Here is a 21385-nt window from a genome sequence, read left to right on the forward strand (position 1 = left end):
TGTTTGCCACGAATTTCTCGAATTTCACTAATTTTTGAAATCGTGTCAATGAATAACTCTTTTGTGTTGTAATGTCTTTTTATTAAAATTAACGATAATTCCTAAATCACTATCAGCTAATTTTAAATAATTTATTGTTTGAGCGATATGTTCGTCAATAATTTCTTTTAATGCTTTCACTTCTAATATGATTTCATCATAAACCACAAAATCAGCATAAAACTTATGTGCTAAAACAATTTCTTTATATTGAATGTCATATTCTTTTTCACGTTCATAAGGAATATTATGTTTCCTAAATTCATATTCTAAGGCATCTTTATAAACAATTTCTAAAAGGCCTCCACCTAATATTCTATGAACTTCCATGCAAATCCCAACAACTTTATAATATTCTTCTTTTCTATACAATTCCATTATTTTGTTTTTCGGCAAAGATATAGAATTTTTTGAGAGAAAATTCGTGTAAATTTGTGTAATTAGTGGCTAAAAAAAATCAATTCATGCTACTAAGCCCAACAGCTTCACCCTTAAGAGTTCCACTTGTACAGCTTGTGATTTTTACGTTTACGAAATCACCGATTTTGTAATTCTCTTTTGGGAAAACTACCGTAATGCTTTGAGAGTTTCTTCCTGAGAATTCATCTTTAGATTTTTTAGAAACTTTCTCCACTAAAACTTCAACCGTTTTACCAACGAATTCTTCACTTCTAAACCAAGCGTGTTTTTGTTGTAAATCAACAATTTCCTGTAATCTTCTTGCTTTAGTTTCTTCTTCGACATCATCTTCCATTTTTCTTCCTGCAAGAGTTCCAGGACGTTCAGAATACGAATACATATAACCGAAATTATATTTTACATATTCCATTAAACTCATTGTGTCTTGGTGATCTTGCTCAGTTTCTGTTGGGAAACCAGCAATCATATCTTGGGAAATCGAAGCATCTGGAACAATTGCTCTAATTTTATCAATCAAAGCCATATATTCTTCGCGAGAATGCAGACGATTCATTTCTTTTAAAATTCGGTTACTTCCAGACTGAACCGGTAAGTGAATGTGTTTACATATATTTGGATATTTTGCAATCACGTGTAAAATACTTTCGTGCATATCCTGCGGATTAGAAGTCGAAAATCGAATACGCATTTTAGGGAAACCAACAGCAACCATTTCCAATAATTGATCAAAATCAACCGCAGTTGCTTTTTGCATTTCAGAAGCGTTTACGAAATCCTTTTTCAAACCGCCGCCGTACCAAAGGTAACTGTCAACGTTTTGCCCTAAAAGTGTAACTTCTTTATAACCTTTACTCCATAAATCTTGAATTTCAGTCATAATACTTTGTGGTTCACGACTACGCTCACGTCCACGGGTGAAAGGCACAACACAAAACGTACACATATTATCGCAACCACGAGTTATAGAAACCAAAGCGGTAATTCCGTTACTCATCAAACGGACAGGTGAAATGTCTCCGTAAGTTTCTTCTTTTGATAAAATAACATTGATCGCATCACGTCCTTCTTCAACTTCAGCTAATAAATTCGGAAGATCTTTATAAGCATCTGGACCAACAACAAGATCAACAATTTTTTCTTCTTCCAAAAACTGACTTTTCAAACGTTCAGCCATACAGCCCAAAACGCCCACTTTCATTTTCGGATTAGTGCGTTTTACTGCATTGTATTTTTCAAGACGTTTACGAATAGTTTGTTCTGCTTTGTCTCGGATAGAGCAAGTGTTTACCAAAACCAAATCGGCTTCTTCTAAAACTGAAGTTGTGTTGTATCCTCCGTCAGATAAAATCGAAGCTACGACTTCACTGTCCGAGAAATTCATCGCACAGCCGTAACTTTCTATAAATAGTTTTTTAGTATTCTCAGGTTTATTTTCTAAAACAAGACTTTCGCCCTGCTTGCTTTCTTCAATAATCTTTTCCATTGTAAAAATTCAAAGTGCAAAGATAGGGTAATTGTGCTAAATATGACAAGATGGCAGAAAAAGAATTTTAGATTTCTGATTTTAGATTTTAGGTTGTTGTAGAGTCTAAATAATAGACTTAGTCAGTAGTCTAAAATCAGCAATCTATATTTTTTGAATAAAGATTTTAGACTGAGCGGGATTTAAATCATTCATAATTGCAAAATCTAAAATCTACATTCAAAATCTAAAATTTAGAATAAAAGGACATTTTCGGGTAAAAGTTATACCTATATATATAATACAGAATATTACAGATAAATCTGCAATTTTAAGTTTCATAATATCAAAATACTTCAAAAATGCATCCTTAAGGTTAATATTTAAAAAAAATAAATACTTTTGTTGCAGAAAATAAGAGCAATGGCAAAGAATTTAGTAATAGTGGAGTCACCTGCAAAGGCGAAAACGATAGAGAAATTTCTCGGAAGTGATTTTCAGGTGGAGTCAAGTTATGGTCACATAGCCGACTTACCATCAAAGGAAATAGGAGTAGATGTAGAGAATGGTTTTAAACCTAAATATGAAGTTTCTCCGGATAAGAAAGCCTTGGTAACGAAACTTAAATCACTATCAAAGAATGCCGAAACGGTTTGGTTAGCGAGCGATGAGGACCGCGAGGGAGAGGCTATTTCATGGCACTTGGCGGAAGAATTAAAACTAGATACAAAAAAGACCAAACGAATTGTTTTTCACGAGATTACAAAAACTGCGATTCTAAAAGCAATCGACAATCCAAGAGAAATTGATTATAATTTAGTAAATGCACAACAAGCGAGAAGAGTTTTAGACCGTTTAGTAGGTTACGAATTATCTCCAGTTTTATGGAGAAAAATTAAAGGTGGACTTTCTGCTGGACGTGTGCAGTCGGTTTCTGTGCGATTAATTGTAGAGAGAGAACGCGAAATTCAAAATTTCAATGCTGTTGCAACCTATTCGATTGTTGCAGAATTTGTAAACGAAGCCGGAAAAGCTTTCAAAGCAAAACTTCCAAAAAACTTTAATACTAAAAAAGAAGCCGAAGATTTCTTAAATCAAAATATCGGTTCTAAATATAAGGTAGCAGATTTAGAAACTAAACCTACCAAAAAATCTCCAACAGCACCTTTTACAACTTCTACGTTGCAACAGGAAGCAGCGAGAAAATTATACTTGCCAGTTGGAATTACCATGCAGCTTGCGCAGCGTTTGTACGAAGCTGGACTTATTACATATATGAGAACGGATTCAGTAAATCTTTCTAACGAAGCAATGAATGCTGCAGAAGCAGAAATCATCAAATCTTACGGAAAAGAATATTCTAAACCTCGTGTTTTTGCTAACAAAAACAAAGGAGCACAAGAAGCGCACGAAGCAATTCGTCCGACAGACATGTCGCGTCATACTGTAAACATTGACCGTGATCAGGCTCGTTTGTACGATTTGATCTGGAAAAGAACTTTGGCATCTCAAATGAGCGATGCGCAGTTAGAGAGAACAAACGTAAAAATTGAAGCAGACAATCACAGCGAAATTTTTACAGCTTCTGGAGAAGTTTTGCTTTTTGAAGGTTTCTTAAAAGTATACTTAGAAGGTCACGATGATGATGAAGAAGAACAAGAAGGGATGCTTCCGGCTTTAAAAGTAAACGAGAAATTAGCAAATAACTATATTACAGCTACAGAAAGATATTCAAGACCGCCTGCACGTTACACTGAGGCATCTTTGGTTAAAAAACTAGAGGAACTTGGAATTGGACGTCCTTCTACTTATGCACCGACTATTTCAACTATTATCAACAGAAATTATGTTGAAAAAGGAACTTTAGAAGGTCAGGAGCGTAATTATACACAACTTACTTTGCAAAACAGCAAAGTTGGTGAGAAGCTTTTAAAAGAAAATACAGGTTCTGATAAAGGAAAATTAGTTCCAACAGATATCGGAACAATTGTAACGGATTTCTTGGTAAAGAATTTCGGAAACATCTTAGATTATAATTTCACTGCAAAAGTAGAGCAGGATTTTGACGAAATTGCCGAAGGAAATATCGATTGGGCAAAAATGATGCAGGATTTCTACAATCAGTTTCACCCAAATGTAAAAGAAGTTGAGGCTAATGCTGAACGTGAAAGCGGTGAAAGAATCTTAGGAAAAGATGCAGACGGAAGACAAGTTTCTGTTCGTTTAGGAAAATTTGGTCCAATGGCTCAAATTGGAGAAGCGGACGACGAAGATAAAAAATTTGCCAGCTTAATGGCAGATCAAAATATTGGAAACATTACACTTGAAGAAGCTTTAAATTTATTCCTGCTTCCAAAAAGTTTAGGTGACTATAAAGGAGAAGAAGTAGAAGTTAGTAATGGTCGTTACGGTCCTTATGTTCGTCACGGAAGTGTCTTTATTTCATTACCAAGAGGAGAAGATCCGTTGAATGTTTCTAAAGAAAGAGCTCAGGAACTAATCGATGAAAAAGCATTAGCTGATGCACCGATTGCTACTTATAAAGGAGAAGCGGTTCAAAAAGGAGTGGGACGTTTTGGTCCATTCATTAAATGGAACGGACTTTTTGTTAATGTGAGTAAAAAATACAATTTTGATAATTTATCACAAGCAGATGTTGAAGAATTAATTGAAGATAAACTGCAAAAAAATATTGATAAAGTACTTCATAATTGGGAAGAAGAAGGAATTGTAGTTGAGAAAGCACGTTGGGGACGTTCTGTAATCCTAAAAGGAAAGATCAAAATTGAATTAAGTAAAGATGTTGACGCTGCAAAATTGACATTAGCACAAGTTCAGGAAATGATCGCAGCTAAAACTCCAGCAAAAAAAACAGCGGCTAAAAAGACAACCGCAACCAAAAAAACAACAACCGCTAAAAAAGCTCCAGCTAAAACAGCTGCTAAAAAGAAATAATAGATGGAATTTGATTTTCTAGAACCAGTAAATGACGCAATTGTAAAATTCGTTGGTACACTGTCTTCACAAGAGCTTGGGAGTAAAATTGTATTTCATACCCAAGATCAGTTTCCTGATATCGAAAAAATAAATATTGCTATTATTGGTGTTTTAGAAGATCGTACAAACATCAATATGGTTAATGAAGTGAATCTTACTGCGGTTCGTAAAAAACTATATAGTATGTTTCCTGGTAACTGGGATGCATCTATTGCAGACTTGGGAGATATACTTGCAGGAGATTCTATAGAGGATACTTACTATGCTTTGAAGAAAGTTACGGCTTCCTTAATTAAGAATAAAGTGATTCCTATAGTCGTGGGAGGTTCTCAGGATTTGACTTATGCTTTATACCGTGCCTATGACGACTTAGAGCAAATGGTAAATTTAGTAGCTGTAGATAATAAATTTGATTTTGGAAAAGAAAATGAATTAGTTTCGGCTAATTCATATCTTACAAAAATCATAATCGATGCGCCAAATAATCTTTTTAACTATTGTAATATTGGGTATCAAACCTATTATAATTCACAAGAAGAAATCGATTTGATCGAAAAGTTGTTTTTTGATGCGTATCGTTTAGGAGAGATTTCAAATAAAATTGCTTTGGCAGAGCCTATTTTTAGAGATGCCGATTTAGTAAGTATCGATTTGAATTCGGTAAAATCTTCAGCATCAGGAAATTCGGTTTCTTTTGAGCCAAATGGTTTTAACGGAAAAGAGATTTGTGCTTTAGCAAGATATGCTGGAATAAGTGATAAAGTCTCTGCTTTTGGGATTTTTAATCACAATAGTACAATGGCAGAATCTGTTATAATTGCTCAGATTGTCTGGTATTTTATTGAGGGGTATCATTATCGTTCAAAAGAATATCCATTCGGAAGTCGTGCTAACTATTTAAAGTATATAGTTCCGTTAGAAGATGAAGAACTTATTTTCTATAAAAGTGACAAAACCGATCGTTGGTGGATCGAAATTCCATACCAATCTAGCGGTAACAATAAATTAAAAAGAAATACGTTATTACCATGTTCTTACGACGAATATTTGTCGGCTTGCAATCAAGAATTGCCAGAAAGATGGTGGAAAGCGCAGCGAAAAAACGCTTTATAATTGCAAAATTTGCTCGAAATTTTAAATTTTTAAAATTTCTTGAAAAAAGTTAAAATTAATTAGTAAGAAAATTAATATATACTATAAAAATTAACGTTTTACATCGAGTTTTTAATACAGTTTATCGATGAAATATTTTTTTTTTATTTTATTTAACATTATTTTTGAACGGTAAAATAAAATTCGCAACTAGTATTGTTTTTTAGATAAATAATAAATACGTTTACGGACTTTTAATAATGAATAGATAATCCAAATTTATATGAAGAAGTTTATTGCATTTGCAACAATGGTAACACTAGTAATCGGCTGTGGTAAGTCAGGTGACAAAGGTGAATTAGTTGGTGTTACAGGAGGGAAATGGCATCCTGAAAAACCATATGGAATGACTTTAGTTCCAGGTGGATCTTTTATTATGGGTAAATCAGATGCTGATTTGGCTAATGTAGAAGATGCTCCAACTAAAACAGTAACAGTTCGTTCATTTTATATGGATGAAACTGAGATTACTAATAGTGAGTACCGCCAGTTTGTGGAGTGGGTTAGAGACTCTACAATGAGAGTTCGTTTAGCAATTTTAGCTGACGAAACTGGACAAAAAGCTACTGGTGACGCTAAAGGAAAAAAAGGCGGAAGCATTGCTGATTATGCATTTAATGATTCTGATCCAGAAAAAATGACAGCTTACGATAAGTATATGTACGATAACTATTATAGTGTTGGTACAAAAGATGATCCGTATGCTGGAAGAAAATTAAACAGAAAAGTAAAACTTATTAAAGATACAAAAGCGTATCCAGATGAGTATTATGCTGAAGTAATGGACTCTATGTATTTGCCAATTGAAGAATCATACAATGGTTTAAGAACAGTTGATGTAAATAAATTGAAATTCCGTTATTCTTGGATGGATATTCAAGCTGCTGCAAAAGCAAAAGTTGGAAAAAGAAGTGACTTCGTAAAAACAGAGCAGATTAAGGTTTATCCTGATACTGCAGTTTGGATTAAAGATTTCGCTTATTCATATAATGAGCCAATGCATAACGATTACTTCTGGCACAAAGCTTATGGAGATTATCCAGTTGTTGGTGTAACTTGGAAACAAGCTAAAGCATTCTGTGCTTGGAGAACATTAAACAAAAACAGTTATATTAAATCTAAGAAAAAAGGACGTGACTTAGTTAACTCGTTCAGATTACCAACTGAAGCAGAATGGGAATATGCTGCTAGAGGAGGTCTGGAATCTGCTACTTACCCTTGGGGAGGTCCTTATACTAAGAGTGATAGAGGTTGCTTCATGGCAAACTTTAAACCAAGTAGAGGAGATTATGCTGCAGACGAAGCATTATATACTGTAGAAGCTAAATCTTACGAAGTAAATGGTTACGGATTATATAACATGGCTGGTAACGTTTCAGAATGGACTGACTCAGCTTACAATCCAAATGCTTACGAATACGTTTCAACAATGAATCCAAACGTAATCGATGGTAAAAACCAAAGAAAAGTGGTTCGCGGAGGATCTTGGAAAGACGTTTCTTACTTCTTACAAGTTAGTACTCGTGATCACGAATATGCAGATTCTGCAAGAAGTTATATCGGATTCAGAACGGTACAAGATTATATGGGAACTCAAGTAACCGGTAACAGAAAAAAGTAATTTATAATTAAATCAATTCAATATCCAACAAATCTATTTTAAAACCTAAAAAAAAAGTATTATGGCATTATTAAGTAAAAAAGCAATGAATTTCGCTTATGGTATGGGAGCGGCAGTGGTAATCGTTGGAGCTTTATTCAAAATTACTCACTTTGAAATTGGACCATTGACAGGAACAGTTATGCTTTCAGTAGGTCTTTTGACTGAGGCATTAATTTTCGCGTTATCTGCTTTTGAACCAGTGGAGGACGAGTTAGACTGGACTCTTGTTTACCCAGAATTAGCTAACGGACAAGCTAGAAAAAAAGAAGCTAAAGCTGAGACTCCATCTGATGCCCAAGGATTATTGTCTCAAAAATTAGATACATTATTGAAAGATGCTAAAATTGACGGTGAGTTAATGGCAAGCTTAGGTAATTCTATCAAAAATTTCGAAGGAGCTGCAAAAGCAATTTCTCCAACAGTTGACTCTATCGCTGGACAAAAGAAATATGCTGAAGAAATGTCTATGGCAGCTGCACAAATGGAATCATTAAACAGTTTATATAAAGTTCAATTAGAAAGTGCTTCAAGAAATGCACAAGCTAACAGTGAAATCGCTGAAAACGCTTCTAAATTAAAAGAACAAATGGCATCTATGACAGCAAACATTGCTTCTTTAAACAGTGTTTACGGCGGTATGCTTTCTGCAATGAGTAACAAAGGATAATTAGTTTTTAACTAGATATTACATTTATTAATAAGAACTAATTAGAAAAAAATGGCAGGAGGAAAATTAACCCCTAGACAGAAGATGATCAACCTGATGTATCTGGTTTTCATCGCAATGTTAGCAATGAACGTATCAAAAGAAGTGATTTCTGCTTTTGGTTTGATGAACGAAAAATTTGAAGGTGCAAATACTAGTTCTACAGAAACAAATGCAAGTTTATTACAGTCTTTAGATCAAAAAGCAGCTGAGGCAAAAGGAGAATTTGCTACTGCAGCAGTTACAGCTCACAAAGTAGAAACAATTTCAAAAGATTTTTATGATTATATCGCTACTCTAAAAGCTCAATCTATTAAAGGTTTCGAGGTAGAAAAAGAAACTGGAAAATTGCCTTACGAAGCAATGGATAGAGGAGATAATATCGACGACTGGTTTACAGGAGACGGTTATACTAAAAAAGGTAACGAAATTATCGCTAAAATCGAAAAATATAAAGCTGATATTAAAGCAGCTTTAGGAACAGATAAAAAATACGCTGGAATTATTTCTGAGGTTGAAAAGAAATTTGATGTTTCTGATGTGAAAAACAAAGAAGGTATCAAAGAAAAATATTTAGCTTACCACTTTAAAGGATTCCCAGCTATTGCATCTGCTGCAAAACTTTCAGCTTGGCAAAATGACGTTAAGAAAACTGAAGCTGACGTTTACAACAGTGCATTAGGAAAAGCTGCAGTTGCAGCTGCTTCTTACAGCAACTACCAAGCGATTGTTGTTTTAGACAAAAACGCTTATTTCCAAGGAGAAAAAGTTACTGGTAAAGTTGTTTTAGGTCGTTATGACGAAAACACAAAACCAACTTCTTTCCAAGGTCCTGGACAAATCGTAAACGGACAAGCTGTTATCTCTTTAACTGCTGGTGGAGTTGGAGAACAAAACATCAATGGACAATTTACATTCTTAGAAGATGGTAAAAACATTCCTTTGAAATTTGCTGGTAAATACGTTGTAGTACCAAGACCAAACTCTGCTACAATTTCTGCAGATAAAATGAATGTAGTTTATAGAGGTGTTGTTAACCCAATCTCTGTATCTTTCGCAGGTGTTGATGCTAACAAAATTAATGCAAGTGCTCCTGGATTATCTTCTGCTGGGAAACCAGGGAAATATAACATGAACCCAGGTTCAGGTACAGAAGCTACTATCTCTGTAACAGGTACATTGCCAAACGGTGATAAAGTAACAGACAAGAAAACATTCAGAATTAAAGGTATTCCTGGTCCAACAGGAACAATTAGAGGTGAAATGGGTGTTGTAAAAGGACCTAAATCTAACCTTGAGATTGCTACTATTGGTGCAAAACTTCTTGATTTTGATTTTGAAGTTGGTTTAGATGTTGTTGGATTCAATATGAAGATTGCTGGACAGCCAACTGTGGTTGTTTCTGGTAACAAAATGAATGCACAATGTAAATCAGTACTTTCAAGAGCAGGTAAAGGAGACCAAGTTACTATTTCTGAAATTAAAACTAAACTGGTTGGTGCAGGTAGTTATTTATTACCAAGAACTGCTCCAGTAATTTACGAAATACAATAATAGAGTAGTTTAAAACTACGTTCAATATCTTATAATGATACCACGATGAAAGTAAGAAATTTTTTATTAGCCATTGTTTCTATTGCTGGAGGTTTTGCTTCTAATGCACAATCTAATTTGCTAAATGCAAAAACACCAGATCAGATAGGACTTAAAACTCCTGCACAACTTATCTCAGACAACGATAAGCCTCTTGCTTACGGTTATGTAGATGATAGAGATGTTTTGATGGGAAAAACTACTTGGGAAATTATTGATTTAAATGAAAAAATCAACTTTCCATTGTATTTTCCAGTAGATACAGCTAATATTGGTTCTAATAGACGTTCTCTTTACGACGTTTTGACGAAAGCTGTTAAAAACGGCAAAATAACTGAGGTGTATGCTGATAGTTATTTCAATACCAAAAAATCTTTGAAAGACATTCAAGGTGCATTATCTCGTATTGATACTACAGATGCTGGTAGAGAATTAATTAACCAATATCCAGATGATTACAAATCACGTGTAGTGAAGAAAAAAGTAGTTACTGGTACTGGTAAAAAGAAAAAAGTTTCTTATGTAGAAGAAACAGTAGGGCCAACAAGAACGGTTCCTGCAGAATACATCTTGAAACAAGATCTTACAGCAGCTGATGTTACTCAGTATAAAATTAAAGGATACTGGTATTTTGACAAACGTCAAAGTGAATTAAAGTACCGTTTATTGGGAATCTGCCCAGTTACTCCAGACGTTTATACAATGAACAGTGACGAAAAAGATTATATCGAATTATTTTGGATATTCTTCCCGAACTCAAGAGATGTGTTGCATGAAGCAAAAGCATTTAATGACAACAACTCGGCGCTTCCGATTTCTTTTGACCAGATTTTAAATTCTAGAAGATTCAATGCAGTTCTTTACAAAGAAGAAAACTTGTACGGCGATCGTGAGATCAAAGAATACATGAAAGACAATGCACAGAATCAATTATTAGAGTCTGAAAGAGTGAAAGAGAAAATCCGTAACTTCGAACAAGATATGTGGAACTACTAAGTAGTTGAAACATAAATAAATAATATAAAAACTCTTACTATCTTTGTAGTAAGAGTTTTTTTTATTCCTATTATCAAAGTTCTGCCTCATCTAGAAAAAAAACTCTTATGTTCTCAAGCAATTAGTGTGATTTGGGATTTAAAAAGTAAGAAAAAAACATTAATTATTATACAGTTTTTGTTTTTTATTGTAATTATTGTAAGAATATTACAATATAATAGATAATTTTGCGTTTAATAATCTGTAAATTTTTATTAAGATGAGAGTAAGAAGAATTTTTGTAACTGTTTTTTTTGTGATTGGAGGATTAGCATCTTTTGCACAATCTAATTTGCTCAATGCAAAAACGCCAGCTGAGATTGGTTTGAAAACGCCGGCACAGCTTATTTCGGATAATGATAAGCCATTGGCCTATGGTTATGTAGATGATAGAGATGTTCTAATGGGAAAAATGGTTTGGGAAATTATCGACCTTAATGAAAAGATTAATTTTCCGTTGTATTTTCCAGTCGACACTGTGAATATTGGATCTGATAGACGTTCTCTTTATGATGTATTGACTAAAGCAATGAAAGATGGTAAAATAACCGAAGTGTATTCAGATAGTTATTTTAATACCAAGAAGTCTTTAAAGGATATTCAAGGTTCATTATCTCGTATTGACACTACAGATGCCGGTCGAGAATTAATTAATCAATATCCAGATGATTTTAAAACTCGTGTTATAAAGAAAAAGGTGGTGACGGGAACGGGCAAGAATAAAAAAGTAAACTACATTGACCAAACTGTAGGCCCAACAAGAACAGTTCCTGCTGAATATATTCTGAAACAAGATCTTACTGCTGCAGATGTTAGTCAATATAAAATTAAAGGTTTTTGGTATTTCGATAAACGTCAAAGCGAATTAAAATATCGTTTGCTTGGAATTTGTCCTGTAACTCCTGATGTTTATACAATGAATAGTGATGAGAAAGATTACATCGAGTTGTTTTGGATTTTCTTTCCAAATTCAAGAGAAGTGCTGCACGAAGCAAAATCTTTTAATGACAAAAATTCTGCAATGCCGATTTCATTTGATCAAATTTTAAATTCAAGGTATTTTAACTCTATAATTTATAAAGAAGAGAATGTTTACGGAGATCGTGAAATTAAAGATTACATGAAAGATAATGCACAAAATCAGTTGTTAGAATCGGAAAGAGTCAAAGAGAAGATTCGAAATTTTGAAGAGGATATGTGGAACTACTAGCGGGTTTCGCAGCATAATAACCAAAAACTCTTGTTACCTTTGTGCAAGAGTTTTTTATTTTATTACCATGTTAGATTATTTAATCGTTGGATCGGGATTAGCAGGGATTTCTTTTGCCGAAGTTGCCCTTAAAAACAATAAATCTTTTTTAGTTATTAGTGATGAATCGCAGAATTCATCTAAAGTAGCTGGCGGTTTGTATAATCCGGTAATTTTAAAGCGTTTTAGTGAAGTTTGGGACGCACAGCATCAATTGACTTTAATGAACGATTTTTATGATCGTGTAGAAGCTAAATTGCAGACTAAATTTAATTTTAAACTGCCGATTTTAAGAAAGTTTTTTTCGATAGAAGAACAGAATAATTGGTTTGCAGCTTCGGATAAAATAAATCTCGCTCCTTTTTTATCTACAAAATTGATTTTAAAAAAATACGAAAGTATAGATTCTCCATATGATTATGGCGAAGTATTGCATACTGGATATGTAAAAACCAGTTTATTGCTCGATAAATACAAAGAGTATCTTAGAGAAAATAATTTATTATTAGAAGAAACTTTTCATAGTTCTTATATCGAATTCATTGAAGGCGGCATTCAATATAAAAACATACAGGCAAAAAACATCATTTTTGCAGAAGGTTTTGGAATGCATAAAAATCCGTTTTTTAATTACCTTCCGTTAGATGGCACAAAAGGGGAGCTTTTTATAATAAAAGCTCCTGATTTAAATCTTGATGTAATTGTAAATACGAGTGTTTTTATATTGCCTTTGAAGGATAATTTGTTTAAAGTTGGAGCAACTTATAATTGGTACGACAAAACAGATGCGCCAACCGAAGAAGGTAAAAAAGAACTCTTGGACAGAATTAAAGAAATTATTACCTGCGATTTTGAAATTGTAGAACATTTTGGCGGTGTACGCCCGACTGTGGCAGACAGAAGACCTCTTTTAGGAACTCACGAAGTTTACAAATCTATCCATATCCTTAACGGATTAGGTACGCGTGGTGTTATGCTGGGACCGGCAATGGCTCAGGCATTATTTGATTATATAGAAAATGGAGTTCCGTTAGATTCTCACGCCAATATTACTAGATTTCATAAAAGATATCTTAAAAGTCTTATTCCTGACCGGCCGTAGGATCATAAGAAACAAACATGTTAATGTATAGGTTTCTAGACAAGCGAAGCACAAAAGGAAATAAAACGATTAAAGTCACGATAATCGAAATGAAAGCCTGTTCTATTGTTGCTCCAAAAAAGACAAAAGAAACGATAAACGCAGCAATTCCTACAGCAACATTCAATCCGTAGCTCACGTACATAGCGCCGTAAAAAAAAGAAGGTTCAATTTGGTATCGAAAACCGCAATGACTGCAATTTTCGTTCATTTTTAGAACTTTACCCAAATGAAGCGGATTTGTGTCTTCGTACATGCTTTCTTTTTGGCATTTTGGACAACTTCCGGTTATAATGCTGTTTAGTTTTGATCCTTTTTGAAACATTTTTATTGTGGTTTAGAATGTAAGAAAATTACAATTAAGTAATTGTCAGTGATTTCAGTAAATGTCTTGATTTTTATTGAATTTTCCTGACTATACAAAGGTAAGAATTAAGTTTGTTTTTTTTATTTTTCTTGTTTTCTTTAAATTATATATTGAATATCTCCTGTCCTCTTTTTTTAAACTCATAAACATTTCTATAAAATACGAAATTGCAGAAAATTAGTAGTATTTTTTTCGATTTTGTTGATAAATATTTTGCTTTTTACGTGATTCCTCATTCTTTCATGGTCTGCTTTTTTGTATCATTGTATAGTTTAAGAATTTAATTTAAATATTGTAATGGCAATAAATTTACAGAAGGGACAAAAGATTGATATAGGTTTATCTAAAATTACGGTTGGACTTGGCTGGGATCCAAATGAAGGTACTGGACATGCTTTTGATTTGGATGCGTCTGCAATAATGATCAATGCAAATAGAAAGCTTTTGGGCGAAAGTTATTTTGTTTTTTATAATAATCTAACTTCTCCAGATGGTGCATTAGAACATACCGGAGATGACCCTACTGGCGGCAATAGTGATGGAGATGATGATGAAGCAATTAAAGTAGATTTAAGTAAAATTGATGCTGGTGTTGAAGAAATCCTTTTTGTGGTTACAATTGAAGATTTTGAAAGAAGAAAACAAAACTTTGGCCAGGTAAGAAATTCATATATCAGAATTGTGGATGATGCCAATGGTCAGGAAATTGCAAAATACGAATTAGGAGAAGATTTTTCTATTGAAACCGGAATTGAGTTTGGCAGATTATATAAACGAAACGGTAATTGGAAATTTGAAGCATCGGGTATTGGTTACAGAGCAGACTTGAGTTTCTTTCTAGAAAAATATTATTCTGGCGAAATAATTAAATAAGATAAGTTGAAAATAGATTATGAAAAATACCACCACCTTTCTTTTGATTTGTGGCTTACATTAATAAAATCTCATCCTGAGTTTAAACAAAAAAGGAATTTATTGTTTAAAGATTTTTTTGAAGTTGAACAGGGAATTGAAAAGGTGAATGAAGTAGTAAGACATTATGATGTCTTATGTAACAATATTAACGAAAATACAGGATTAAATTTAGATACATACGAAATATATTATTTAATTTTAGGCGGTTTGGGCGTTGATCTTAGTAAATATGGAATTGACAAGCTTTCTGAGTTTTACAATCATACCGAAGAATTGTTTTTAAATTACAAGCCTGTCTTACTATATCCTGACGTACAAAAAATGTTTGTTGATGTTACCAATAAAGGGAAATCGATTAATGTTTTGAGTAATACTGGATTTATTAAAGGTAAAACATTAAGAAAATTAATGGATTATTATGGACTTGCAGATCACCTAAAATTTCAAATCTATTCTGATGAAGTGGGATTTTCAAAACCCAACAAAGAAATTTATCAATTAGTGTTTGATGAAATTAGTAAGTATAAAAAAATAGAGAAAGAAGATGTTTTACACATCGGTGATAATGCCATCGCAGATCATAATGGAGCATTGAAATTTGGTTTTAACGCATATCTTTTAAAAATATAAAAGTGAATATAAGCTACAGTCTACATAAAATTGTTGAACAAGAGACCTGCCCTTTTAAGGAAGCAGAATACAGCCGATTTAAATTTGGAGATAAGTTATATGCAGAAAAATTTGCAGAAGACCTTTTTGATGGATTTGTCGCGCAGCATAGGGACTTAATTTTGTCGGATAAGGATATTGTTATTTTGCCAAGTCCGTACTTGTCTATTCCAACAGCATCAAATTTTTTGTGCTATTATTTTAAAAAAGAGCTTAACAGCTATTTATTTAAAAATGGAAAAAAGGCCTGTATCGAATCTAAAATTTATAGAAATCAAACGTATGTGACCGATTACGGAAATTTGGATTTTGAACAAAGAGTAAAATTGATATCGAATGATACCTATTATATCGATCGTAATTTTATTGAGGGTAAACTCTGCATTTTTGTAGATGATATTAAAATAACTGGAAGCCACGAGCATACAGTAAATAAAATTCTGAATCAGTATAATGTTAAAGGAGATTTCCTATTTGTTTATTATGCAGAATTGTCCAACAAAGAGATTCATCCAAAAATAGAAAATCATTATAATTACTTTGCTGTCAAAAATGTAGAAGATATTGTTTCTATCGTAAACGGCGAAGATTTTCAATACAATACCAGAATTGTAAAATATATATTAAGTCTTGATGATAAGCAGTTTGCCTATTTGGTTTCGAATATTTCGAGAAAAAAAAGCAACGAATTGTTTCATCTTGCGATAAGCAATAATTACCATCAGATTTTAGAATATCAAAACAACATTAACGTAATAAAAATAGATTAGATTATGGCTATTAATTTGCAGAAAGGACAAAGAGAAAATATAAACGCACCAAAATTTACAATTGGTTTAGGATGGGATACCAACAACAGCAGTACAGGGACTAGTTTTGACTTGGATGCTTCGGCTTTTATTGTTGGTGCAAACGGAAAAATATTATCTGATTCTCATTTTATATTTTACAATAATCTAAAATCTCCAGATGAATCTGTAATTCATACTGGTGATAACTTAACAGGAGATGGAGATGGAGATGACGAACAAATCAAAATTGATTTAACTAAGATTGATAGTGCTGTTAAAGAGGTTTGTATTGTAGTTACGATTCATGATGCCGAAGCTAGAAGACAAAATTTTGGACAAGTGCGTAATTCATTCATTCGTATTGTAGACGATTCTAATAATACAGAAATGGTGAAATATGAATTGGAAGAAGATTTCTCTATCGAAACTGCAGTTGAATTTGGAAGAATTTACAATAAAGACGGACAGTGGAAATTTGAAGCAATGGGTGTTGGAATGAAAGGTGGTTTACAAGATTATTTAAATAAATATAACTAAGATATGGCAATTAATTTAGAAAAAGGACAACGTATTAATCTTGAAAAAAGTAACGGTACTAAACTGGTAAACATCTGTGTAGGTGTAAATTGGGGTGCAATTGAGAAAAAAGGATTTTTTGGTACCAAAAAAGAGCCGGTAGATTTAGATGCAAGCTGTGCTGTTTACGACGACAAGAAAAACCATATTGATTCGGTAAACTTTAGAAAATTAATTTCGAGTGACCGCGCTATTAAACACAGCGGAGATGATTTAACAGGAGATTTAAATGGTGACGACGGACTGGATAATGAAGTTATTACACTAGATTTTTCTCAGTTAACGCCTTCTGCAAGTTATGTTGCATTTTTTATAAACAGCTTTAGAGGTCAGGATTTTAAAGATATTCCTTTTGCTTCTATCAGAATCTACGAAGGAACTCCAACAAGAGTAAGCCAGGAATTTGCACGTTATGATATTGCAAATGATGCTTCTTTTGCAGGAAATGTTTCTATGGTTTTGGGTGTTTTTTACAAAAGAAACGACGAATGGAAATTTAACGCAGTTGGAGTACCAACAAACGATAAAAAATTAGAACAAACAATTGTTACAATTCAACAGAATCATTTATAATTATGTCAGAAAATCAATTAGTTACCCAAGAGAATACGGCTTTAATTGATAAAGATGGAAATGTAAACTTAGCTGTCATCACAGAAGCTGATGTTAACAATTACAAATCTATTTCGAATCAATTGAATGAGAACGACGCCAATTCTATTTTGAATTATGGTGCTGAAATTCAAAACTCTATTGCGAAACAAAGTGATACTTTCTTAACAAATGTTAGAACTTATAATTCTGGCGAAGTTGGAACTTTGATTAACGATCTGCTTACAGAATTAAACTATGTAGACGTTGACCAATTAAATCAAGGTCCGTTTAAAAGATTTGTTTCTAAAATTCCATTGCTGAACAAGTTAATTATTGACGTTAAAAAATTATTTCAGGAATACGACAGAATTACGGTTAATATTGATAAAATCAGTAATAAAGTAAAAGCCGGAATGATCAATTCTGTTAAGGATAACAGCGCGCTTCAAACAATGTTTGACGGGAATGTGAACCTCATCAAAGAAATGGAAAAACACATTATTGCAGGACAAATTCGATTTAAAGAATTGAATGAAGAACTTGCTGTAATGGAAGCAAACAGCGCACAATATCAGGATTATCAAATTTCTGACAAAAGAACTTTCATTAATCGATTAGACAAACGTCTTGCCGATATGAAAATTGTACGTTTTATCATGCTTCAGTCTTTGGCACAAATTAGAGTGGTGCAAAACAACAATACTTCTATTGCAGAAAAAGCACAGTCTATCCTGACTACAACAATGCCAGTTTGGAAAAACCAGCTGACACTTGCTGTTGCTCTTCAAAGACAAAAACAAAATATTGAAGTACAAAGAAAAGTTTCTGAAACAACGAATACCATTTTACAGAAAAACGCAGAAATGCTGAAACAAAATAGTATTGAAGTTGCCAAAGAAAACGAAAATACAATTGTATCACTTGAAACATTGAAGATGACAACAAAATCTTTGATCGATACATTGACAGAGGTAAAACAAATACACGAACAAGGCACCGAGACAAGAAGACAACTGGATGCCGGTTTACAAAGCTTAGAACAAGAACTTAAAAAAGGTGTTGTAAGCTAAGATTAATAAAAATTGAATGTTTGAAATTAGATAATGCAGGAGGAAGAGGAGAGATATCTTGAAATAATAAAAGAGAGTAAAAGAAAACTTGTGATTTTAGAATTGTTGTCCAATTTCTTTAATCACAAGGATCTTGTTGGAGTTTTGGTACGTACAAAAATCATTCATAAACTCTTTGAAAAAAATAGAACTTTAGATATTAATAAACTAGAACTCTTTCATATTCAATATACTAATAGTTTGATTGATTTATTTCAAAAACTAAAAAAATCAAAAGAGCAGCAGTATGTTTTGATTTCAGATGAGATTTATATTAATGAAGATATTTTAGTAAAATTAAAGTCAGAAATTGAGGAGACGAAGCTTTCTAAACAATTACAGCTGCACGCTCAGAATATGTCCAGAAAGATAGAAGAACTCTATCAATTGCTCGCTGCAGAAAAAGATGATTTTTTTAATTGGAATGACGTACTGTCGTTTTCAAAAAGTATTCAGGCCGAATATTATAGAGAAATCACAATTGAACAGTATGAGAAACTTTCGCAATTTAGTAAAAGCGTTTACGAAAATGCATATGCAAGATTTGAAAGAAAGCTTTTAGGACGATTGAATATTTTAAACTTTAAAATCAAATTTTTGTGCGGATTGGTTTGCAATAATGAAATAATTGAAATTTATGAATTTAGAGATTCTAATGACAAATTTGTTTTTGTAGCCAACGAAAAATCATTCTATTTCTTGAATGAAGAAGCGGTAAAAGACATTGATATTTCTAAAAATGATTCTTCAAAACAGGTTATTGTTAAAGATCTGAAGAATAAAAATGAAGCATTAAAAAGTGAACTCAGTACCATAAAAACATCTCTTCCTGAAAGCGTTTTGGAAGTATTGAGCGAATATCTGGAGAAAATTTCGTCTGTAGATTTTCTGGATGAATTACAGAATGTTGACGAACAGACAAATATTTTAAAAACAATGTTGAATATTAATATTAATTAAAAAAATAGAATGGCAATTAACTTAGAGAAAGGACAAAGACAAATTATTGATGCTCCTAAATTTACAGTAGGATTAGGTTGGGATAGTAATTCTAGCAGTACTGGAACAAGTTTTGATTTGGATGCTTCAGTTTTTTTAGTTGGAGCAAATGGAAAAATCCCAAACGATAATCATTTTGTTTATTATAATAATTTAAAATCTCCAGATGGTGCAGTTACTCACGCTGGTGATAATTTAACGGGAGACGGAGACGGAGATGATGAAAAAATATACATCGATTTGTCTACAATTTCTCCAGAAATTCATGAAATTTCTTTTGTTGTTACCATACATCACGCAGATACAAAAAGACAAAATTTTGGACAGATCAGAAATTCATTTATTAGAATTTTAGATCAGTCAAATACAGAATTGGTAAAATACGAACTTGACGAAGATTTTTCTATCGAGACGGCAGTAGAATTCGGAAGAATCTACAAAAGAAATAACGAATGGAAATTTGAAGCTGTTGGTATCGGAATGAAAGGCGGTTTACAGGATTACTTAAATAAATATAACTAATTAATTATTATTCAAAATGGCAATTAACTTAACCAAAGGACAAAAAATTGATTTAAGAAAATCTAGTGGAGAAACGTTAACAAACTTCTGTGTTGGAGTAAACTGGGGAGCAATCGAAACAAAAGGCTTTTTAGGATTATCTAAAAACGTTAAAGAAATCGACTTAGACTTAAGCTGTGTACTTATTGACGATCAAAATAAAATCTGTGATCATTTGTACTCGCCTTTATACAGAATTGAAGTTTTACAGCAATTTGGACTTCCAAAAGGAAAACTCATAACTGTAGACGGAGCTTTAAAACATACAGGAGACGATCTTGCTGGAGATACTGGAGGAGATGATGGTCTTGATAACGAAATTATTACAGTAGATTTATCTAGAGTTGATGCCAAAGTTAGCCAAATATTTTTCTTTTTGAATAATGCAGGAAACGAAGATTTCTCTCAAATTCCGTATGCTAAAATCAGAATGTACGAAGGAACGCCGACAAAAGTAAATTCAGAATTTGCTTCTTATAATGTAGCGGCAGACCGTCAATATGTAAACAAACGTTCTATCATTATGGGGAAATTATACAAACGTAATGGAGAATGGAAATTTAGTGCAATTGGTGATCCAACAAATGATACTTTTTTAGGACAAACAATTCACAAAATTGTAGAATCGTATCTATAATTGCAATTCGCGTTTGTATTGTTACCGTTTAAATTTTTGTAATTCTATTATCAATCATTTTTGCAAGGTTATATGAGAAGACTACCAGTATATTTTTTATTAGACACGTCTGGTTCCATGTACGGCGAACCAATACAAGCGCTTAATAATGCGCTGAGCGGTATGATTAATACATTACGCTCAGATGCACAAGCCTTAGATTCGTTATGGATCAGTATTATAACTTTTGACAGAGAAGTAAAAGAAATTGTGCCTTTGACAGAATTGGTTCATTTTCAACTTCCAGAAATAACCTGTCCTCAGAGCGGTCCGACCAATACTGGTGCAGGATTAGAATTTGTACTTAAAAAAGTTAAGAATGAGGTAATAAAAAGTTCTCCAACTCAAAAAGGAGATTGGAAACCCTTACTTTTTGTTTTTACAGACGGAAAACCTTCGGATATTCAGTTATATAGAGAGAAAATTGTAGAAATAAAAGCGCAGGATTTTGGTGCTGTCGTGGGCTGTGCTGCTGGTCATATGGCAAACGACAGTATTCTTAAAGAACTTACAGATAATGTGGTACATTTAGATTCTGCTGATAGTTCTACGTTAAAGCAGTTTTTTAAATGGGTTTCTGAAACAATCGAACAAGGAAACAAAAGCCAAGGAACAGGAGAAAACGTCACACTGCCTCCGCCGCCAAGCGAAATAACGGTTGTAATTTAATC

21 protein-coding genes are annotated in these 21385 nt (G+C 33.0%); 18 read left to right on the forward strand and 3 right to left on the reverse strand.

The genetic code is table 11. From position 1 onward, the window contains the following. Positions 1-45: 45 nt before the first annotated feature. Positions 46-417, reverse strand: a complete 372-nt coding sequence (locus ACFSC2_RS15060) for a GxxExxY protein (RefSeq protein ID WP_379814579.1) — start codon at positions 415-417, stop codon at positions 46-48. A gap of 79 nt (positions 418-496) precedes the next feature. Further along, positions 497-1942, reverse strand: coding sequence for a tRNA (N6-isopentenyl adenosine(37)-C2)-methylthiotransferase MiaB (gene miaB / locus ACFSC2_RS15065; RefSeq protein ID WP_379814578.1), 1446 nt, complete (start codon positions 1940-1942; stop codon positions 497-499). Positions 1943-2344: 402 nt separating this feature from the next. Between miaB and topA the strand changes: the two genes are divergently transcribed. From topA to ACFSC2_RS15105, 8 genes are all read left to right on the forward strand, one after another. Further along, positions 2345-4876, forward strand: coding sequence for a type I DNA topoisomerase (gene topA, locus ACFSC2_RS15070; RefSeq protein WP_379814577.1), 2532 nt, complete (start codon positions 2345-2347; stop codon positions 4874-4876). A gap of 3 nt (positions 4877-4879) precedes the next feature. Then, positions 4880-6031 carry a formimidoylglutamase gene (locus ACFSC2_RS15075; protein WP_379814576.1) on the forward strand — a complete coding sequence of 384 codons (1152 nt, stop codon included), beginning with the start codon at positions 4880-4882 and terminating at the stop codon, positions 6029-6031. A gap of 262 nt (positions 6032-6293) precedes the next feature. Then, complete coding sequence (porK, locus tag ACFSC2_RS15080; protein ID WP_379814575.1) at positions 6294-7691, forward strand: T9SS ring complex lipoprotein PorK/GldK; 1398 nt, start codon at positions 6294-6296, stop codon at positions 7689-7691. Positions 7692-7752: 61 nt separating this feature from the next. After that, positions 7753-8400 carry a type IX secretion system motor protein PorL/GldL gene (gene porL / locus ACFSC2_RS15085; RefSeq protein ID WP_379814574.1) on the forward strand — a complete coding sequence of 216 codons (648 nt, stop codon included), beginning with the start codon at positions 7753-7755 and terminating at the stop codon, positions 8398-8400. 51 nt (positions 8401-8451) lie between these two features. Then, positions 8452-9993 (forward strand): type IX secretion system motor protein PorM/GldM, encoded by a 1542-nt coding sequence (gene porM, locus ACFSC2_RS15090; protein WP_379814573.1) that lies wholly within the window; start codon positions 8452-8454, stop codon positions 9991-9993. A gap of 45 nt (positions 9994-10038) precedes the next feature. Further along, positions 10039-11028 (forward strand): type IX secretion system ring subunit PorN/GldN, encoded by a 990-nt coding sequence (gene porN, locus ACFSC2_RS15095; protein WP_379814572.1) that lies wholly within the window; start codon positions 10039-10041, stop codon positions 11026-11028. A gap of 259 nt (positions 11029-11287) precedes the next feature. Then, a complete protein-coding gene (porN, locus tag ACFSC2_RS15100) occupies positions 11288-12277 on the forward strand; it encodes a type IX secretion system ring subunit PorN/GldN (RefSeq protein WP_379814571.1) in 990 nt (329 codons plus the stop codon). Positions 12278-12344: 67 nt separating this feature from the next. Further along, the gene (locus tag ACFSC2_RS15105; protein ID WP_379814570.1) at positions 12345-13418 is read left to right on the forward strand and encodes an NAD(P)/FAD-dependent oxidoreductase; all 1074 of its coding nucleotides are present in this window, start codon (positions 12345-12347) and stop codon (positions 13416-13418) included. On the opposite strand, the gene ACFSC2_RS15110 is transcribed toward ACFSC2_RS15105, so the two are convergent. Further along, positions 13399-13782, reverse strand: coding sequence for a DUF983 domain-containing protein (locus ACFSC2_RS15110; RefSeq protein ID WP_379814569.1), 384 nt, complete (start codon positions 13780-13782; stop codon positions 13399-13401). The two genes, ACFSC2_RS15105 and ACFSC2_RS15110, sit on opposite strands and share 20 nt — an antisense overlap. Before the next feature lie 339 nt (positions 13783-14121). Between ACFSC2_RS15110 and ACFSC2_RS15115 the strand changes: the two genes are divergently transcribed. The 10 genes from ACFSC2_RS15115 (at position 14122) to ACFSC2_RS15160 (ending at position 21383) form a co-directional block, all read left to right on the forward strand. Continuing rightward, a complete protein-coding gene (locus ACFSC2_RS15115) occupies positions 14122-14697 on the forward strand; it encodes a TerD family protein (RefSeq protein ID WP_379814568.1) in 576 nt (191 codons plus the stop codon). Between the two features lie 6 nt (positions 14698-14703). After that, positions 14704-15369 carry an HAD family hydrolase gene (locus ACFSC2_RS15120; RefSeq protein ID WP_379814566.1) on the forward strand — a complete coding sequence of 222 codons (666 nt, stop codon included), beginning with the start codon at positions 14704-14706 and terminating at the stop codon, positions 15367-15369. 2 nt (positions 15370-15371) lie between these two features. After that, the gene (locus ACFSC2_RS15125) at positions 15372-16178 is read left to right on the forward strand and encodes a phosphoribosyltransferase family protein (RefSeq protein ID WP_379814564.1); all 807 of its coding nucleotides are present in this window, start codon (positions 15372-15374) and stop codon (positions 16176-16178) included. Between the two features lie 3 nt (positions 16179-16181). After that, a complete protein-coding gene (locus tag ACFSC2_RS15130; RefSeq protein ID WP_379814562.1) occupies positions 16182-16736 on the forward strand; it encodes a TerD family protein in 555 nt (184 codons plus the stop codon). Between the two features lie 3 nt (positions 16737-16739). Continuing rightward, complete coding sequence (locus tag ACFSC2_RS15135; protein ID WP_379814560.1) at positions 16740-17348, forward strand: TerD family protein; 609 nt, start codon at positions 16740-16742, stop codon at positions 17346-17348. 2 nt (positions 17349-17350) lie between these two features. Then, positions 17351-18439, forward strand: a complete 1089-nt coding sequence (locus ACFSC2_RS15140) for a toxic anion resistance protein (RefSeq protein WP_379814558.1) — start codon at positions 17351-17353, stop codon at positions 18437-18439. Between the two features lie 33 nt (positions 18440-18472). Beyond that, positions 18473-19438: a hypothetical protein gene (locus tag ACFSC2_RS15145; RefSeq protein ID WP_379814556.1), complete on the forward strand. Its 966-nt coding sequence runs from the start codon at positions 18473-18475 to the stop codon at positions 19436-19438. A 9-nt stretch (positions 19439-19447) separates the two neighbouring features. After that, positions 19448-19999, forward strand: coding sequence for a TerD family protein (locus ACFSC2_RS15150; protein ID WP_379814554.1), 552 nt, complete (start codon positions 19448-19450; stop codon positions 19997-19999). Between the two features lie 16 nt (positions 20000-20015). Next, positions 20016-20675 carry a TerD family protein gene (locus tag ACFSC2_RS15155; protein ID WP_379814552.1) on the forward strand — a complete coding sequence of 220 codons (660 nt, stop codon included), beginning with the start codon at positions 20016-20018 and terminating at the stop codon, positions 20673-20675. A gap of 72 nt (positions 20676-20747) precedes the next feature. Continuing rightward, positions 20748-21383, forward strand: coding sequence for a vWA domain-containing protein (locus ACFSC2_RS15160; protein ID WP_379814550.1), 636 nt, complete (start codon positions 20748-20750; stop codon positions 21381-21383). Positions 21384-21385 lie beyond the last annotated feature (2 nt).

The sequence above is a fragment of the Flavobacterium artemisiae genome (assembly GCF_042678225.1).
GTDB classification, from domain to species: Bacteria; Bacteroidota; Bacteroidia; order Flavobacteriales; family Flavobacteriaceae; genus Flavobacterium; species Flavobacterium artemisiae.

Coding starts and splice junctions, on each gene's coding strand:
- ACFSC2_RS15060 (WP_379814579.1), bottom strand. CDS start 417: ATGGAATTGTATAGAAAAGAAGAATATTATAAAGTTGTTGGGATTTGC.
- miaB (WP_379814578.1), bottom strand. CDS start 1,942: ATGGAAAAGATTATTGAAGAAAGCAAGCAGGGCGAAAGTCTTGTTTTA.
- topA (WP_379814577.1), top strand. CDS start 2,345: ATGGCAAAGAATTTAGTAATAGTGGAGTCACCTGCAAAGGCGAAAACG.
- ACFSC2_RS15075 (WP_379814576.1), top strand. CDS start 4,880: ATGGAATTTGATTTTCTAGAACCAGTAAATGACGCAATTGTAAAATTC.
- porK (WP_379814575.1), top strand. CDS start 6,294: ATGAAGAAGTTTATTGCATTTGCAACAATGGTAACACTAGTAATCGGC.
- porL (WP_379814574.1), top strand. CDS start 7,753: ATGGCATTATTAAGTAAAAAAGCAATGAATTTCGCTTATGGTATGGGA.
- porM (WP_379814573.1), top strand. CDS start 8,452: ATGGCAGGAGGAAAATTAACCCCTAGACAGAAGATGATCAACCTGATG.
- porN (WP_379814572.1), top strand. CDS start 10,039: ATGAAAGTAAGAAATTTTTTATTAGCCATTGTTTCTATTGCTGGAGGT.
- porN (WP_379814571.1), top strand. CDS start 11,288: ATGAGAGTAAGAAGAATTTTTGTAACTGTTTTTTTTGTGATTGGAGGA.
- ACFSC2_RS15105 (WP_379814570.1), top strand. CDS start 12,345: ATGTTAGATTATTTAATCGTTGGATCGGGATTAGCAGGGATTTCTTTT.
- ACFSC2_RS15110 (WP_379814569.1), bottom strand. CDS start 13,782: ATGTTTCAAAAAGGATCAAAACTAAACAGCATTATAACCGGAAGTTGT.
- ACFSC2_RS15115 (WP_379814568.1), top strand. CDS start 14,122: ATGGCAATAAATTTACAGAAGGGACAAAAGATTGATATAGGTTTATCT.
- ACFSC2_RS15130 (WP_379814562.1), top strand. CDS start 16,182: ATGGCTATTAATTTGCAGAAAGGACAAAGAGAAAATATAAACGCACCA.
- ACFSC2_RS15135 (WP_379814560.1), top strand. CDS start 16,740: ATGGCAATTAATTTAGAAAAAGGACAACGTATTAATCTTGAAAAAAGT.
- ACFSC2_RS15140 (WP_379814558.1), top strand. CDS start 17,351: ATGTCAGAAAATCAATTAGTTACCCAAGAGAATACGGCTTTAATTGAT.
- ACFSC2_RS15145 (WP_379814556.1), top strand. CDS start 18,473: ATGCAGGAGGAAGAGGAGAGATATCTTGAAATAATAAAAGAGAGTAAA.
- ACFSC2_RS15150 (WP_379814554.1), top strand. CDS start 19,448: ATGGCAATTAACTTAGAGAAAGGACAAAGACAAATTATTGATGCTCCT.
- ACFSC2_RS15155 (WP_379814552.1), top strand. CDS start 20,016: ATGGCAATTAACTTAACCAAAGGACAAAAAATTGATTTAAGAAAATCT.
- ACFSC2_RS15160 (WP_379814550.1), top strand. CDS start 20,748: ATGAGAAGACTACCAGTATATTTTTTATTAGACACGTCTGGTTCCATG.